Here is a 13597-nt window from a genome sequence, read left to right as displayed (position 1 = left end):
GTCTGGCCGTATGACCGATGGCCACTGCGGTGTCGTACACGGACTGCGATCATGGCGCGATGTTTTTCTCCGGAGCCCGTCCATGTCGCTGATTTCCCACCCTGCCCGCCCGCTGCTCGGCCTTGCCGTGGCCGTGGCCCTGGCCGGTTGTGCCGCCACCGCCGCCAAGCCGACCGCCGTCGAAGCCAACATCACCACCAAGGCCGTGGGCTACCTGGACAAGGATGCGGTCCCGGCCAGCCTGGACCTGGTGCCGGCGCCGCCGGTGGCCGGTTCGGCCGCGCTCGCGCTGGACGAACAGGTCAGCCGTGAAGCCCGCGCGCTGCGTGGCAGCCCGCGCTTCGCACAGGCCGGCGTCGATGCCGAACTCGGCTTCCCGGAAGGCGCCAACCACTTCTCCTGCGCCGCCGACATCGACGTCGACGCGGTGAAGACCCCGGCGCTGTACCGACTGCTGGAGCGCAGCCGGATCGACGCCAGCGCCGCCACCAAGGCGGCCAAGAACCACTACCAGCGCCCGCGCCCGTTCATGGTCAACGGTGAACCGACCTGTTCACCGAAGGATGAAGAAGGCCTGCGCAAGAACGGCTCCTACCCGTCCGGCCACACCTCGATCGGCTGGGCCTGGGCACTGATCCTGTCGGAGATCGTGCCGGACCGCGCCGATGCCATCCAGGCCCGCGGCCGCAACTACGGCGAGAGCCGCCTGGTGTGCAACGTGCACTGGCAGAGCGACATCCTGGAAGGCCGCTTCATGGGCGCCGCCGCCGTGGCCCGCCTGCACGACAACGCCGCATTCAACAAGGACCTGCTGGCCGCGCGCAGGGAGATCGCCGCCGCACGCAAGGCCGGCCTGCATTCCAGCCGTGACTGCGCCACCGAAAACGCGGTGCTGAAGGTGCGCCCGCAGAGCGCGCTGTAAGCCATGCCTCTGTAGAGCCGAGCCATGCTCGGCTCAGAGCAGCCGAGCGCAGGCTCGGCTCTACATGAAGCAGGAAACAGAAGGGCCGGCATTGCGCCGGCCCTTCTTCATTGCATCAACGCAGCCAACGCATCAGAACTTCGCGGTGAACTCCACGCCCCAGGTGCGCGGCTCGTTGAGGAAGCCGGTCAGGTTGTTGAAGTCGATCGCACCGACCACGCGGGTCTGGTTGGTCAGGTTGCGGCCGAACACGGCCACGTCGTACTGGCCGTAATCCCAGTTGTAGCCCAGGCGCAGGCCACCTTCCAGCGAACTACGGCCGCGGAACTCCGGCGACTCGTAGATGAAGAAGTTCACCGCACTGCGGTAGGCCCAGTCGGTGTAGGCGTACAGCTCGCTGCCGTCGCTGAGCGGGAAGCCCACGCGCAGGGTCGCGTTGTGGATCCACTTCGGTGCCTGCGGCAACGGGTTGCCGTTGACCAGTGCGTAGGTCTGGCCGTTGATCACCGTGGTCGGGTCGGTGATGGTGCAGCCACCGCCGCAGATCGCCACCGCCAGGTTCTTGTCCTTGATCTCGGTGTCGTTGTAGCTGCTGCCGAAGGTCAGCAGGACGTTGTCGGCCAGGTAGGCCTCCAGGTCCAGCTCCACGCCCTGGCCAATGGTCTTGTCGGCATTGAGCAGGGTGGCGGTGTTGTTGCTGCCGCCCACGGCGATCAGCTGCTGGCCGTCGACGTTGTAGCGGAACACGCTGAGGCCCAGGCGCGCACGGCGCTCGAACAGGTCGGCCTTGATGCCGGCCTCATACGAGATGACCTTCTCCGAATCGGCCTGCGACAGGCCCGGCGCGAAGGCCAGGCGGCCCTGGATGGACGGCGCACGGAAGCCCTTGGCCACGCGGGCGTAGGCGTTGATGTCGTCGGTCAGCTTGTACACGCCGCTGACATCCCAGCTGACGTCGTTGACGTCGGTGTTGGCCAGGTACGGGCCGCTGACCGGGGTGCCGAACGGCACGGCCTGCAGCACGCTGGCGCTGAAGTCCTTCTTGTCCTGGGTGTAGCGCACGCCGGCGCGCAGCTTGAAGCGGTCGGTGACATCGAAGTCGCCCGAAGCGAACACCGCCCACGCCTTGTTGCGCTGGTTCTGCACCACGTGGCCGGTCTGCGGATTGCCCGGGGTCAGCGAGTCGTAGTTGAAGTTGTTGATGGTCACGTCTTCATCGAAGTAGAAGACGCCGGCCTGCCAGTCGAAGCGGCCCCATTCGTTGGACTCGATGCGCACTTCCTGCGTCCACTGGCGGTGGTGCGGCAGGCCGTCGGCCGACTCCGACGAGAACGGAATCAGGCCCGGGCCGTAATTGCCGGCACCGAGGAAGGCTGCACCGTAGCCACCGTCGATGTCGCCACGGTTGAGCGATTCGGCGGTCTCGTAGCCGGTGATCGAGTGCAGCGTCACCGAGCCGAGGTTCCACTGCAGGCGCGCGCTGCCGCCCCAGGTGTCCAGGTCCGAGAAGTTGACGCCATCGTTGGCCACCTTGTCGCGGTCGAAGTTCTCGACCAGCGAATTGCCGCCCTTCTGGATGATGTTGGCGCGGAACAGGCGCGCGGTGCCGTTGAGCTTGCGCTTGTGCAGGTTGAACAGCGCTTCGAAGTCGTCGCCTTCGTACAGGAACTGCACGCGGCCTGCGGATTCGTCATAGCCTTCGAAGCCACTGTTGGGGGCACCAGCACGGGTGTTGTCGACCCAGTCGTCGCGGCGCTGGTAGATGGCCGAGACACGTGCCGACCAGCGATCGGTCAGCGGGCCGCCGTAGGCACCCTGCACGTTCCAGCTGTTGTAGCTGCCATAGCCCACGCGGATGTAGCCATCGGCATCCTGCGACGGGCGTGCCGAATCGAACTTGACCACGCCGGCCGGGGTGTTGCGGCCGAACAGGGTGCCCTGTGGGCCACGCAGCACTTCCACGTTGGCCAGGTCGAACAGCGGGAAGCCCTTCAGCAGCGGGCTTTCCTGCACCACGTCGTCGTACACCAGCGACACCGGCTGCGAGGCATTGAGGTCGAAATCGGTGTTGCCCAGGCCGCGGATGTAGAAGCGCGGGAAGGCACGGCCGTAGGACGACTCGATGTTGAGGCTGGGCACGCGCGCGGCCAGGAAGCGGATGTCATCGCCGGCCGAACCGAGCACATCCAGCTTCTCGCCCTGGATCGCGCTCAGTGCGACCGGTACGTCCTTGGCGTTCTCGACGCGGCGCTGCGCGGTCACCTGCAGGGCATCGAGGGCAACCGGATCCTTGGCAGCGGGGATTTCCTGGGCGGCTGCTACCAGCGGCAGCAGGGCGGAAAGAGCGGCAACGAGGGGGCGCGCGACCGGAAGGCGGCCACGGGAAGTGCGGGTCGGGGACATGGCGGTAGGCTGTGTTTGGAGGGGTGGTAAAACGGCGCTACCAGATAATTGTTGCAATACAGCACCTGCGCCGCAAACGCCCGCCGTTCATGGCCCCGTCGCCGACGCCCCCGGGCGCTCGCTAGACTCGGGGTTTCCACCGCGACGGACCCGCCGCCATGACCCAGTGGTTCTTCCACGCCTCCGCCCAGGCCGAGCGCGTCGGCCCGCTTGATGACGAGGCCGCGCGCCGCTACGCCCAGGCCAATCCACGCGCCCTGGCCTGGTGCCAGGGCATGAGCGGGTGGACGCCGATCGCCGAGGTGGCCGAGCTGCAGGCGCCGGCGCCGGGCATGCCCAATACCCCGCCGCCGGTACCGGCAGGCGTCAGCGGCCGCGCCGACGACATCGAGTTCCGCATCGTCGGCCATGAAATGCAGTTCGTGGAGATCGAGCTCGACCCCGGCGAGAGCGCCATCGCCGAGGCCGGTGCACTGATGTTCAAGGACGCCACGGTGCAGATGGATACCGTGTTCGGCGCCGCCAACGGCGTCCAGGGCGGCTTCATGGGCAAGGTGATGGCCGCCGGCAAGCGCGTGCTGACCGGCGAGAGCCTGTTCGCCACCGTCTACACCCAGAGCGGCCATGGCAAGGGCAAGGTCGCCTTCGCCGCGCCCTACCCCGGCACCGTGCTGGCGATGAAACTGGACCAGCACGGCGGCCGCCTGATCTGCCAGAAGGACAGCTTCCTGGCCGGTGCGCGCGGCGTGCAGATCGGCGTGCAGTTCCAGCGCAAGATCATGACCGGCCTGTTCGGTGGCGAAGGCTTCATCATGCAGAAGCTGGAAGGGGACGGCTGGGTGTTCATCCACGCCGGTGGCTGCGTGGTCGAGCGCGAGCTGGCCGCAGGTGAGCGCCTGGACGTGGATACCGGCTGCGTCGTGGCCTACCACCCGACCGTGGACATGGACGTACGCCGGGTCACCGGCATCAAGAGCATGCTGTTCGGAGGCGAGGGCGTGTTCCTGGCCACGCTGACCGGCCCGGGCAAGGTCTGGCTGCAGTCGCTGCCGTTCTCGCGCCTGGCCGGGCGCATGTGGTTGGCGGCGCCGCAGGGCGGCGGCCAGAGCCGCGGCGAAGGCTCGGTGCTGGGCGGCCTGGGCCGGATGCTGGACGGCGACAACCGGTTCTGAGCCCCTCGCCCGGGCGGTGCCGACCTTGGCCGGCCCCGCCCGCGCTCCATTTCCTGAATAGGCAGCTCCCCCACCCTGCCCGCCCCGCCACCGCTTCGGTATGCTGGCGCCCTTTCCCGAATCCGGCGCCGCGAGCGCACTGCCGATGAGCCTGTTCCGCCCCCGCATGCTGCTGTCCGTCGCCCTGATCGGCCTGCTGGCCGGCTGCGGTGGCGACCCGGTCCGCCCCACGCCGCCGCCGGCACCGACCGTGGTGCCGCAGGCCAAGCCGGTGAAGATCGGTATCGCCCTCGGTGGCGGTGCGGCCAAGGGCTTTGCCCACATCGGCGTGATCAAGATGCTGGAGGCCAATGGCTTCGAGCCGGTGGTGGTGTCGGGCACCAGCGCCGGCAGCGTGGTCGGCGCGCTGTATGCCAGCGGCATGGATGCGTTCCAGATGCAGAGCAAGGCGGTGGCGCTGGATGAAGCCAGCATCCGCGACGTGCGCCTGTTCTCCGGTGGCCTAGTGCAGGGCCAGAAGCTGCAGGACTACGTCAACGAGCAGGTCGCCAACCGCCCCGCCGAGCGCCTGAAGAAGCCGTTCGCCGCAGTCGCGACCCAGCTGGAAACAGGCGAGCGCGCGATCTTCGTGCGCGGCAACGTCGGCCAGGCCGTGCGCGCCTCCAGCAGCATTCCCGGCGTGTTCGAGCCGGTGAAGATCGGCGGCCGCAACTACATCGATGGTGGCGTGGTCAGCCCGGTGCCGGTGGATGCCGCGCGCCAGCTCGGCGCCGACTTCGTGATCGCCGTGGACATCTCCAGCAAGGCCAGCGGCAAGGCACCGACCGGCATGCTCGGCATCGTCAACCAGTCCATCTCGATCATGGGCCAGCGCCTGGGCGAGCAGGAACTGGCGCGCGCCGACGTGGTCATCCGGCCGAAGGTACTGGACATCGGCGCCGCTGATTTCAGCCAGCGCGGCACCGCGATCCTGGAAGGTGAAAAGGCCGCGATGGCGGCGATGCCGCAGATCCGCGCGAAGATCCAGCAGCTGCAGCGCGCACGTGCCGCCGCAGCCGCACCGCCGCCGGTGGCTGCACCCAAGTGCGAGGAAGCCTCGCGTCTGGGCAAGCTGATGGGCCGCAAGGACAAGTGCTGATCCGTTGATGGCTGGCCACCGGGCACGCCCCGGTGGTCGCTCAGGGCTCCAGCTGCGACAGCGGCAACGCCTGGAAGCCCTTCACGGTACGCAGCACGAAGCTGGAATTGGCATCGGCCACGCCACCGGCGTTGAGCAGGCGGTCCAGCAGGAAGCGCGAGAAGTGCTCCAGGTCGCGCACGTAGACGTGCAGCAGATAGTCCATGTCGCCGGTCAGCGCATGGCAGGCCACCACTTCATCCCACGCTTGCACACTGTCCACGAAGTGGCCGATGGCGGCCTGGTCGTGCTTTTCCAGCTGCACCCGCACGAAGGCCTGCAGGCCCAGGCGCAGCTGCCGCGGTTCCAGCCGCGCACCGTAGCCGACGATCACGCCCTCGCTTTCCAGCCGCTGCAGGCGGCGCAGGCAGGCCGAGGGCGACAGGTTCACCCGCGCCGCCAGTTCAGCGTTGGTGGCGCGACCATCCCGCTGGATTTCGGCCAGCAGGCGTATATCCGTGCGATCGAACTGGACTTCTCCGGCCATTGTTGCCCCGCAACATGGTGAGTACGCAAGGATATTGCGCCACCGAGCCCATTCGGCGCAACTTTTGCAACCCTGTTGCGCGAGCTCTGCCCTAGCATCGTGGGTATCCCACCCAGGAGTGCCCCATGGACCTCGCCCAGCCCCGCCGCGTCGAACACCAGCAGACCGACAAGGGCTACGTGCCGGTGTACGCCACCGCGCTCGTCGAGCAGCCGTGGGACACCTATACCGCCGACGACCACGCCACCTGGAGCACGCTGTACCAGCGCCAGCGCGAACTGCTGGTCGGCCGCGCCTGCCAGGAATTCCTGGATGCGCAGGACGAGATGGGCATGAGCGCGCACATGATCCCGCGCTTCGACCAGCTCAACGAAGTGCTTGGCGCCGCCACCGGCTGGACCCTGGTCGGCGTGGAAGGCCTGCTGCCGGAACTGGATTTCTTCGACCACCTGGCCAACCGCCGCTTTCCGGTGACCTGGTGGATCCGTCGCCCGGACCAGATCGACTACATCGCCGAGCCGGACCTGTTCCACGATCTGTTCGGCCACGTGCCGTTGCTGATGAACCCGGTGTTCGCCGATTACATGGAAGCGTACGGCCGTGGCGGCGTCAAAGCGCACGCCATCGGTCTGGACGCGCTGCAGAACCTGACCCGCCTGTACTGGTACACCGTGGAATTTGGCCTGATCAATACGCCCGATGGCCTGCGCATCTACGGTGCGGGCATCGTGTCGTCAAAGGGCGAATCGCTGTACTCGCTGGAATCGGCCGCGCCGAACCGCATCGGCTTCGACCTGCAGCGGATCATGCGCACGAAGTACCGCATCGACACCTTCCAGAAGACCTACTTCGTCATCGACAGCTTCGAACAGCTGATGCAGGCGACCTCGCCGGACTTCACCCCGATCTACGCCGCACTGGCCGACCAGGCGCACCTACCAGCCGGTGATGTGCAGGCCGACGACCACGTGTTCCAGGCCGGCACGGGTGAAGGCTGGGCGGACGGCGGCGACGTGTGATGCGCGCTGCCGCGCGGGTATCCTGCACGGCATGACGGATGCATTTGCTTCGCTGCGCGTAACCGATGTCGCTTTCGACGACGACTTCATCGTGCTGACCCTGGCCGATGGCCGCCGTACCCGCCAGCCGCTGCGCTGGACGCCGGCGCTGTTCGAAGCCACGCCTGAGCAACGCGCGGACTGGGTGGCCACCGCCAGTGGGTTGGGCGTGAACTGGCCTGCGCTGCTGCCGCCGCGCGAGACGGGCGTGGTCGATATCCCCAACCAGGTGTGGGATGACCGCTACGAGGCCGCGCTGGCGCGACTGAAGGCAGCCGCGTGGACGCTGGATGCGCTGTCCGACGAAGACCAGCAGCTGGTGGCGCTGTGGCGCATGGAAGCGGACATCAACAACGGCGGCTTCATGCAGTTCCTGTGCAACTGGGGCGACCCGACCTGCCAGCTGGCGCTGCGTGCGCTGCAGGCGATGGGCGCGGCGCAGACCCACGCGATCCTGGCCGGCATGCGCGGGCTGGTCGACCGGCTGGAAGATGACCCGGCGGTCAAGCAACTGACCGACCTGTACGGCGCGATGACCGAACAGGAGCAGGAGGCGCTGCACGCCTTCGACGAAGCCTATTTCGAGCGACCGGGAGACCTGGCCAGGTTGGGGCTGAAGCACTTCGGCCCGGAACCTGTCGAACGACGATGAGCATGCACGCCGGCGCTGTTCTGTAGAGCCGAGCCCATGCTCGGCTGCGTTTCAATCAGCGCGGGTACACCAGCAGCAGCACCAGATCCTCCTCACCCACCTGCTGCAGCGCGTGCGTGCTGCCGATGCGGGTCAGCAATGCGTGGCCTGCGCGCACGTCGTGCTGCTTGCCATCCAGCACGTAGCTGCCCTGCCCGCTGATGATGTAATAGATCTCATCCTTGTGCTGTGGATGCAGGCCGATGCCGGCGCCCTTGTGCAGCACGCGCTTGCGCAGCACGAACGGCAGGTCCGTGTCGGCGAAGAACGGGTACGCGGTGGTCGGCCCGGCGCCGCCATGCGGGCCGGGCTGGATGCGTGCAACCGTGTCTTCGTGCAGCACCTGCGAGGGCGGCTGCGCATCGGCGCCCTGCGCTGCGCCCATCACGTCGCAGTCGATATCACGCACCAGCGCCGCCTGCAGTGCAGGCAGCAGCGGCACCGCCTCGCGCAGCACCAGGCAGGCCACCGCATGGGCACCGGCCACGCTGAAGTGGGTGCCGTCGGCCTTGTTCTGCCCGGGCACGAACAGGAAATACGGACGTGCACCCTGCTCGCCCAGCGCACGGATCCAGCGCGTGCTGCGATCGTTGAGCTCGATCAGCGCGACGCGCTCGCGCGCCGCCAGCTGCTGCATCGCCAACGTGTAGCGCGCATGCGTATCCAGCAGTGAACCGAAGTCGTACAGCAGCCGCGCCACCGGCGTGACCAGCACCGGCGTTGCGCCCTTGTCACGCGCCACCTCCACGTAGCGCATCAGCAGGCGCGGATAGTCGGTGTCCGGATCGGTGTAACGCGTGCGGTCTTCGAACTTCGCATCGTTGTGGCCGAACTGGATCAGCAGCACGTCGCCGCGGCGCAGCTCGCTGGCGATCGCGTCAAGGCGCCCTTCGTCGATGAAGCTGCGCGTGCTGCGCCCGCCCTTGGCGTGGTTGTGTACCTCGAAGCGTGCCGGGTCCAGGTAGCTCTGCAGCGCCTGGCCCCAGCCCGCCTGCGGCGCGCGTTCCGGCCCGTATTCGGCGGCGGTGGAATCGCCGGCAATGAACAGCCGCGTCGGCGCCGCCTGCGCGGTGGTGCACGACAACAGCAGCAACAGCAGCAGGTTGCGCATGGCGTGGCCCCGGTAGAGCCGAGCCTTGCTCGGCTGCTTTTCGATCAATGTGCAGCAGCCGAGCATGGCTCGGCGCTACAGAACAACACGCTTCAGCGCGCCAGCCAGCCGCCATCGACCGGCAACACGGCGCCGTTCACGTAGTCCGACGCAGACGAAGCCAGGAACACCGCTGCGCCGGCCAGGTCGTCCGGCGTGCCCCAGCGGCCCGCCGGGATGCGCTCGAGAATCGCCTTGTTGCGGTCCGCATCGGCACGCAGCTGGGCCGTGTTGTCCGTGGCCATGTAGCCCGGCGCGATGGCGTTGATGTTCACGCCCTTGCCTGCCCACTCGTTGGCCAGCAGACGGGTGATGCCGGCGATGCCGCTCTTGCTTGCGGTGTAGGACGGCACGCGGATACCGCCCTGGAAGGACAGCATCGAGGCGATGTTGATGATCTTGCCGCGGCCCTGTTCGATGAAGTGGCGGCCGGCCGCCTGCGAGATGAAGAACGCTGACTTGATGTTGACGTTCATCACGTCGTCCCAGTCCTGCTCGCTGAAGTCCACGGCGTCGGCGCGGCGGATCAGGCCGGCATTGTTGACCAGGATATCCAGCCCGCCCAGCCCGTCGATGGTTTCGCGGACGACGCGTGCCACCGGCTCGATGCTGATCAGGTTGGCTTCGATGGCCAGGCATCGGCGGCCCAGCGCGGTGATCTTTTCAATGGTGTCGGTAGGCGGCGCGATGCCAGCCACGGCGACATCGGCACCCGCGGCGGCCAGCGCCACGGCGATGCCCTGCCCCAGGCCGGTGTTGCCACCGGTGACCAGAGCGACCTTGCCTTCCAGGCTGAAGGGATTAGCCATTGCGTATGCATTCCTTGATGGAGGTGAGCGGAGTCACGGTGACGGCCGCCGCCACGCGGTGTGCGGCGGCCGTGCAGGGCTTACTTCAGCTGGCAGATGTCCAGCACGTGCATGTCGGTGTAGTCCAGGTTCTCGCCGCCCATCGCCCAGATGAAGGCATAGTTGCTGGTACCGGCACCCATGTGGATCGACCACGGCGGCGACACCACGGCTTCGTTGTTCTGGATCACGATGTGGCGCTGCGCGGCCGGCTCGCCCATGAAGTGGTAGACGCGGTCGCTGTCGCCCAGGTCGAAGTAGAAATAGACCTCGCTGCGGCGGTCGTGCAGGTGCGGCGGCATGGTGTTCCATACGCTGCCCGGCTTGAGCACGGTCAGGCCCAGAAGCAACTGCGAGGACTGGCAGGTCGCCGGCACGATGTACTGGTAGATGGTGCGCTCGTTGCTGGTTTCCAGCGCGCCGCGGTCCAGCGCCACTGCGTCCTTGATCGACAGCTGCTTGGTTTCGAAGCGGGCATGGGCCGGCGTGGACGCCAGGTAGAACTGGGCCGGGTTGGCCGCGTCACTGGAAGCGAATACAACCTCCTCGCTGCCCATCGCCACATACAGACCGTCCTTCGGTCCCAGCGTGTAGGCGGTCCCGTCCACGGTGACCGTACCGGTGCCGCTGCCGACGTTGATCACGCCCAGCTCGCGACGCTCAAGGAACGGATGGCCTGCGGCCGACGCGGGCTCGGTCTGCTTCGGCAGGGCCAGCGGAGCGTCGACGGGGGCGGCGCCACCAATCACGAAGCGCTCGTAGTGGGTGTACTTGAGCGTCACCGCACCGGCGTTGAACAGTCCGTCGAGCAGGTACAGGTCGCGCAGCTGGTCATTGCTGGCGCCGTTGATGGCATCGGGATGGGTGGCGTAGTGGGTCTTGCTGTACATGGTTTCTCCAGAGCGGGGGGCGGGCCGACGGGTCGGCCCCGGCGCGGTTCCCGGTCGATTCTAGCCAGACAGGAAACCGGTGTCATTTTGCGCCGCACGATGGCGGGAAGCGGAGCGAGCCTTATCGATGGGATGGGGCAGGTGGGAGGGTCACGACCAACGGCCGTGACCTGCAGGATTGATCCCTGCGGGATCAATCCTCCGGCGGCTGGCAGGAATCGCGCACGATCAGGTGCGGCCGCACGCTGGCAATGGGCAGCGCAGTCTGGCCTTCCGGCTGGATCAGCATCGCTGCAGCGGTGCGCCCGGTGTCGCGGGTGTGCCGCCGCACCGATGTCAGCGAGGGCCACAGGCGTGAAGCCAGCGGGCTGTCGTCATAGCCGACGATGGACAGCTGCCGGGGAATGTTGATACCCGCGCGCAGCGCCACCTTGTAGATGCCCGCGGCCATTTCATCGTTGCCGGTGAAGATGGCGGTCGGCCGGCGCTTGCCCAGCAGCAGCTTCTCGGCCGCGGCCACACCGGATTCAAAGGTATAGCCGGCCTCGATGATGCGGTCCTTCGGCAGTTCGATGCCGCGCTGTGCCAGTGCTTCGATGAAGCCGGCGGTACGTTCGTGGGCCGAACGGTACGCACTCGGACCGGTCACCAGGGCAATGTCGCTGTGGCCCAGCGACAGCAGATAGTCCGCGGCTTCGGCAGCGCCGTCACGGTCGTGGGTGACCACCATCTGCGAGGTCTCGTCCAGCGGCAACGCAGCCACACGGGTGAAACGGCAGCCGATCTCGTCCAGCATGTCGGCCAGCGCCTGGTCCTCCGAGGCACGCGGTACCAGGATCACTCCGTGCAGCTTCTGCTGCTGTACGAAGCGACGCACGCCGTCGATGTAGCCCGGGCTGCGGCTGTCGCAGGGATGCACCACCAGCTCGAAGCTGGAGCCGCGCAGCGCGTCCAGCGCACCGTATTGCATATCCACGATGTACTGCGCGGTGGGGTTGTCGTAGACCATGCCGATCAGGAAAGAGCGGCGGAACGCAAGGCCGCGGGCCAGCGGATCGGGCGTGTAGCCTACCTCGCGCATCAGCGCTTCCACCTTGTCACGCGTGTCCCTGCGCACCAGGGGTGAATTGTTGATGATTCTTGAAACCGTTTTCTTGGATACGCCCGACAGTCGCGCGATGTCGTTGATGGTGGCTGCCTTGCCCTTCGCCAATGCCGGCGTAGCGGCATCGTTCTTGTTGCGCACTGACATGTTTTGAACCCGATAAGTCTGGGAATTCCGGCGCCGCGCTCAGTCCAGCGCGCGGTAGCGGAAGCTGCGGAAGGTTACCGCACCGTTGCCGGCCGCATACAACGCCGGCTTCAGCGCCAGGAACCTGCCCGCTACATTGTGATGGTAACCGGACACTTCCATCTGAACCGGGTACTTCTGCCAAGTGTGCCCGTCGGTACTGGAGTGGAAGGTGACGATGTGGCGGTTGTTGGTCACCCGCAGCCACAGCCTGCCGCCCTTGCCACTGGCCGCCAGCCGGGAAGGGCGCTCCTCACCGTAGCGGTGCATGATGAACGACTCGCCGTTGCTGCCCACGCCCACGTACAGGCGATCGCTGTAGAACAACAGGGCCCCGCCCACGGCGCCCGCGGCGATCTCCATCTCCACCTCGAACTGGTAGGCCGGGTCGCCGGCGATGACGGTCAACGGCGACGCATCACGCGGGGTGCTGCCCTTGCCCTGCACGACCAGCCCGTCGCCGCTGAAGCCCAGCCGCCGGTACTCGTCCTGCGCCGGATTGAAGAACGCCCACTGCTGGCCCAGCGCGCTGCCACGGAAATCATCCGACAGCGCCATGCCATGCGGCGACAACGCCTGACCGGCCGGCTTGCGCAGCGGCTGGCCGAGGTCGCCGCCGGTGGCCCGGAACCAGCCATCATCGGTCCATTCGATCGGTTCCAGCAGGGCCTGGCGACCCAGCGTCCAGAAGCCGTTCTCGTAACCGTGGTACATCATCCACCAGCGCCCATCGGTGCCTTCGATCACCGTCGCGTGGCCACGTGACCACCAGGGCTCGGCCGCGGTTTGCGTGCGCGTGATCGGGTTGTTGGGCGCGTTCACCCACGGACCATGGATCGATCGCGAGCGGGCGGTAATCACCATGTGCCCGGTCGGCGGACCGGCCGTTCCACCCACGGCCGTGGTCATGTAATACCAGCCATCGCGCAGGTGGATCTTCGGGCCTTCCTGGGCATAGGCCTCCACGTCCCAGTTCTGCGGGTAGGTCCAGCCGTCATAAACATGCTTCGGCGTACCCACCACGCTCAAGCCGTCGTCAGCCAGTTGTACGTAGTCGCCGCCACTGAGGAAAAGATACCGCTTGCCATCCTCGCCCACGGCATGGCCGGGGTCGATGTAGCTGCCCAGGCCGATATCGATCGGCTCGCTCCACGGCCCGGTGATGTGGTCGGCCCAGACCACGAAGTTGCTGCGGCGCTCGCCTGTACGCGCCGGAAAGTAGATGTAGTAGCGTCCCTGGTGCTTGACGATGTCAGGCGCCCAGATCGCGCCCACATTCCTCGTGATCGCATTACCCAGGGGCTGCCAGTTCACCAGGTCGCGCGAGTGCCAGATCGGCAGGCCGGGGTAGGCATCGAACGACGACAAGGTGAGGTAATAGTCGTCGCCGTCCTTCAGCACGGACGGATCGGGATGATCGCCCGCCAGCACCGGATTGAGGAACGTGCCATCGCCGCGATCCGCTTGGCGCTGGTGCTCGATGCCACGCTTCCACGGCCCGGCCGCCC

At 67.1% G+C, this 13597-nt stretch carries 11 protein-coding genes and 1 pseudogene; 5 read left to right on the top strand and 7 right to left on the bottom strand.

Going from position 1 to position 13597, the window contains the following annotated elements:
* Positions 1-82: 82 nt before the first annotated feature.
* Positions 83-922 (top strand): phosphatase PAP2 family protein, encoded by an 840-nt coding sequence (locus tag QP512_RS00255; RefSeq protein ID WP_286070482.1) that lies wholly within the window; start codon positions 83-85, stop codon positions 920-922.
* 132 nt (positions 923-1054) lie between these two features.
* On the opposite strand, the gene QP512_RS00250 is transcribed toward QP512_RS00255, so the two are convergent.
* Positions 1055-3325: a TonB-dependent receptor gene (locus tag QP512_RS00250; RefSeq protein ID WP_286070481.1), complete on the bottom strand. Its 2271-nt coding sequence runs from the start codon at positions 3323-3325 to the stop codon at positions 1055-1057.
* Between the two features lie 158 nt (positions 3326-3483).
* Between QP512_RS00250 and QP512_RS00245 the strand changes: the two genes are divergently transcribed.
* Together QP512_RS00245 and QP512_RS00240 are read left to right on the top strand one after the other, a co-directional pair.
* Positions 3484-4497: a TIGR00266 family protein gene (locus QP512_RS00245; RefSeq protein WP_286070480.1), complete on the top strand. Its 1014-nt coding sequence runs from the start codon at positions 3484-3486 to the stop codon at positions 4495-4497.
* Between the two features lie 145 nt (positions 4498-4642).
* Positions 4643-5635 carry a patatin-like phospholipase family protein gene (locus tag QP512_RS00240; RefSeq protein ID WP_286070479.1) on the top strand — a complete coding sequence of 331 codons (993 nt, stop codon included), beginning with the start codon at positions 4643-4645 and terminating at the stop codon, positions 5633-5635.
* A gap of 40 nt (positions 5636-5675) precedes the next feature.
* Here QP512_RS00240 and QP512_RS00235 read toward each other — a convergent pair whose 3' ends face one another.
* Positions 5676-6161, bottom strand: a complete 486-nt coding sequence (locus QP512_RS00235; protein WP_164137061.1) for an Lrp/AsnC family transcriptional regulator — start codon at positions 6159-6161, stop codon at positions 5676-5678.
* 125 nt (positions 6162-6286) lie between these two features.
* Here QP512_RS00235 and phhA point away from each other — a divergent pair, with 125 nt between their 5' ends.
* Together phhA and QP512_RS00225 are read left to right on the top strand one after the other, a co-directional pair.
* Entirely contained in the window at positions 6287-7180 is an 894-nt protein-coding gene (gene phhA / locus QP512_RS00230) for a phenylalanine 4-monooxygenase (RefSeq protein ID WP_286070478.1), read from the top strand.
* Between the two features lie 31 nt (positions 7181-7211).
* Entirely contained in the window at positions 7212-7871 is a 660-nt protein-coding gene (locus tag QP512_RS00225) for a DUF4375 domain-containing protein (protein ID WP_286070477.1), read from the top strand.
* Positions 7872-7926: 55 nt separating this feature from the next.
* On the opposite strand, the gene QP512_RS00220 is transcribed toward QP512_RS00225, so the two are convergent.
* From QP512_RS00220 to QP512_RS00200, 5 genes and pseudogenes are all read right to left on the bottom strand, one after another.
* Complete coding sequence (locus QP512_RS00220; RefSeq protein ID WP_286070476.1) at positions 7927-9021, bottom strand: GDSL-type esterase/lipase family protein; 1095 nt, start codon at positions 9019-9021, stop codon at positions 7927-7929.
* Positions 9022-9113: 92 nt separating this feature from the next.
* On the bottom strand, positions 9114-9869 hold the full coding sequence (gene kduD / locus QP512_RS00215; protein ID WP_125429153.1) for a 2-dehydro-3-deoxy-D-gluconate 5-dehydrogenase KduD: 756 nt from the start codon (positions 9867-9869) through the stop codon (positions 9114-9116).
* An 80-nt stretch (positions 9870-9949) separates the two neighbouring features.
* Complete coding sequence (gene kduI, locus QP512_RS00210; RefSeq protein ID WP_285318591.1) at positions 9950-10798, bottom strand: 5-dehydro-4-deoxy-D-glucuronate isomerase; 849 nt, start codon at positions 10796-10798, stop codon at positions 9950-9952.
* Positions 10799-10991: 193 nt separating this feature from the next.
* Positions 10992-12050: a LacI family DNA-binding transcriptional regulator gene (locus QP512_RS00205; protein ID WP_106549175.1), complete on the bottom strand. Its 1059-nt coding sequence runs from the start codon at positions 12048-12050 to the stop codon at positions 10992-10994.
* Between the two features lie 39 nt (positions 12051-12089).
* Positions 12090-13583 (bottom strand): annotated as a pseudogene (locus QP512_RS00200) (family 43 glycosylhydrolase); the annotation flags it as partial.
* Between the last annotated feature and the right edge of the window lie 14 nt (positions 13584-13597).

Origin of the sequence: Stenotrophomonas sp. 57 (assembly GCF_030291075.1) — a bacterium.
GTDB lineage: Bacteria > Pseudomonadota > Gammaproteobacteria > Xanthomonadales > Xanthomonadaceae > Stenotrophomonas.
The sequence above is the reverse complement of the archived record's forward strand: the minus strand, read 5'-3'. Positions and strand labels throughout refer to the sequence as shown.

Coding starts and splice junctions, on each gene's coding strand:
- QP512_RS00255 (WP_286070482.1), top strand. CDS start 83: ATGTCGCTGATTTCCCACCCTGCCCGCCCGCTGCTCGGCCTTGCCGTG.
- QP512_RS00250 (WP_286070481.1), bottom strand. CDS start 3,325: ATGTCCCCGACCCGCACTTCCCGTGGCCGCCTTCCGGTCGCGCGCCCC.
- QP512_RS00245 (WP_286070480.1), top strand. CDS start 3,484: ATGACCCAGTGGTTCTTCCACGCCTCCGCCCAGGCCGAGCGCGTCGGC.
- QP512_RS00240 (WP_286070479.1), top strand. CDS start 4,643: ATGAGCCTGTTCCGCCCCCGCATGCTGCTGTCCGTCGCCCTGATCGGC.
- QP512_RS00235 (WP_164137061.1), bottom strand. CDS start 6,161: ATGGCCGGAGAAGTCCAGTTCGATCGCACGGATATACGCCTGCTGGCC.
- phhA (WP_286070478.1), top strand. CDS start 6,287: ATGGACCTCGCCCAGCCCCGCCGCGTCGAACACCAGCAGACCGACAAG.
- QP512_RS00225 (WP_286070477.1), top strand. CDS start 7,212: ATGACGGATGCATTTGCTTCGCTGCGCGTAACCGATGTCGCTTTCGAC.
- QP512_RS00220 (WP_286070476.1), bottom strand. CDS start 9,021: ATGCGCAACCTGCTGCTGTTGCTGCTGTTGTCGTGCACCACCGCGCAG.
- kduD (WP_125429153.1), bottom strand. CDS start 9,869: ATGGCTAATCCCTTCAGCCTGGAAGGCAAGGTCGCTCTGGTCACCGGT.
- kduI (WP_285318591.1), bottom strand. CDS start 10,798: ATGTACAGCAAGACCCACTACGCCACCCATCCCGATGCCATCAACGGC.
- QP512_RS00205 (WP_106549175.1), bottom strand. CDS start 12,050: ATGTCAGTGCGCAACAAGAACGATGCCGCTACGCCGGCATTGGCGAAG.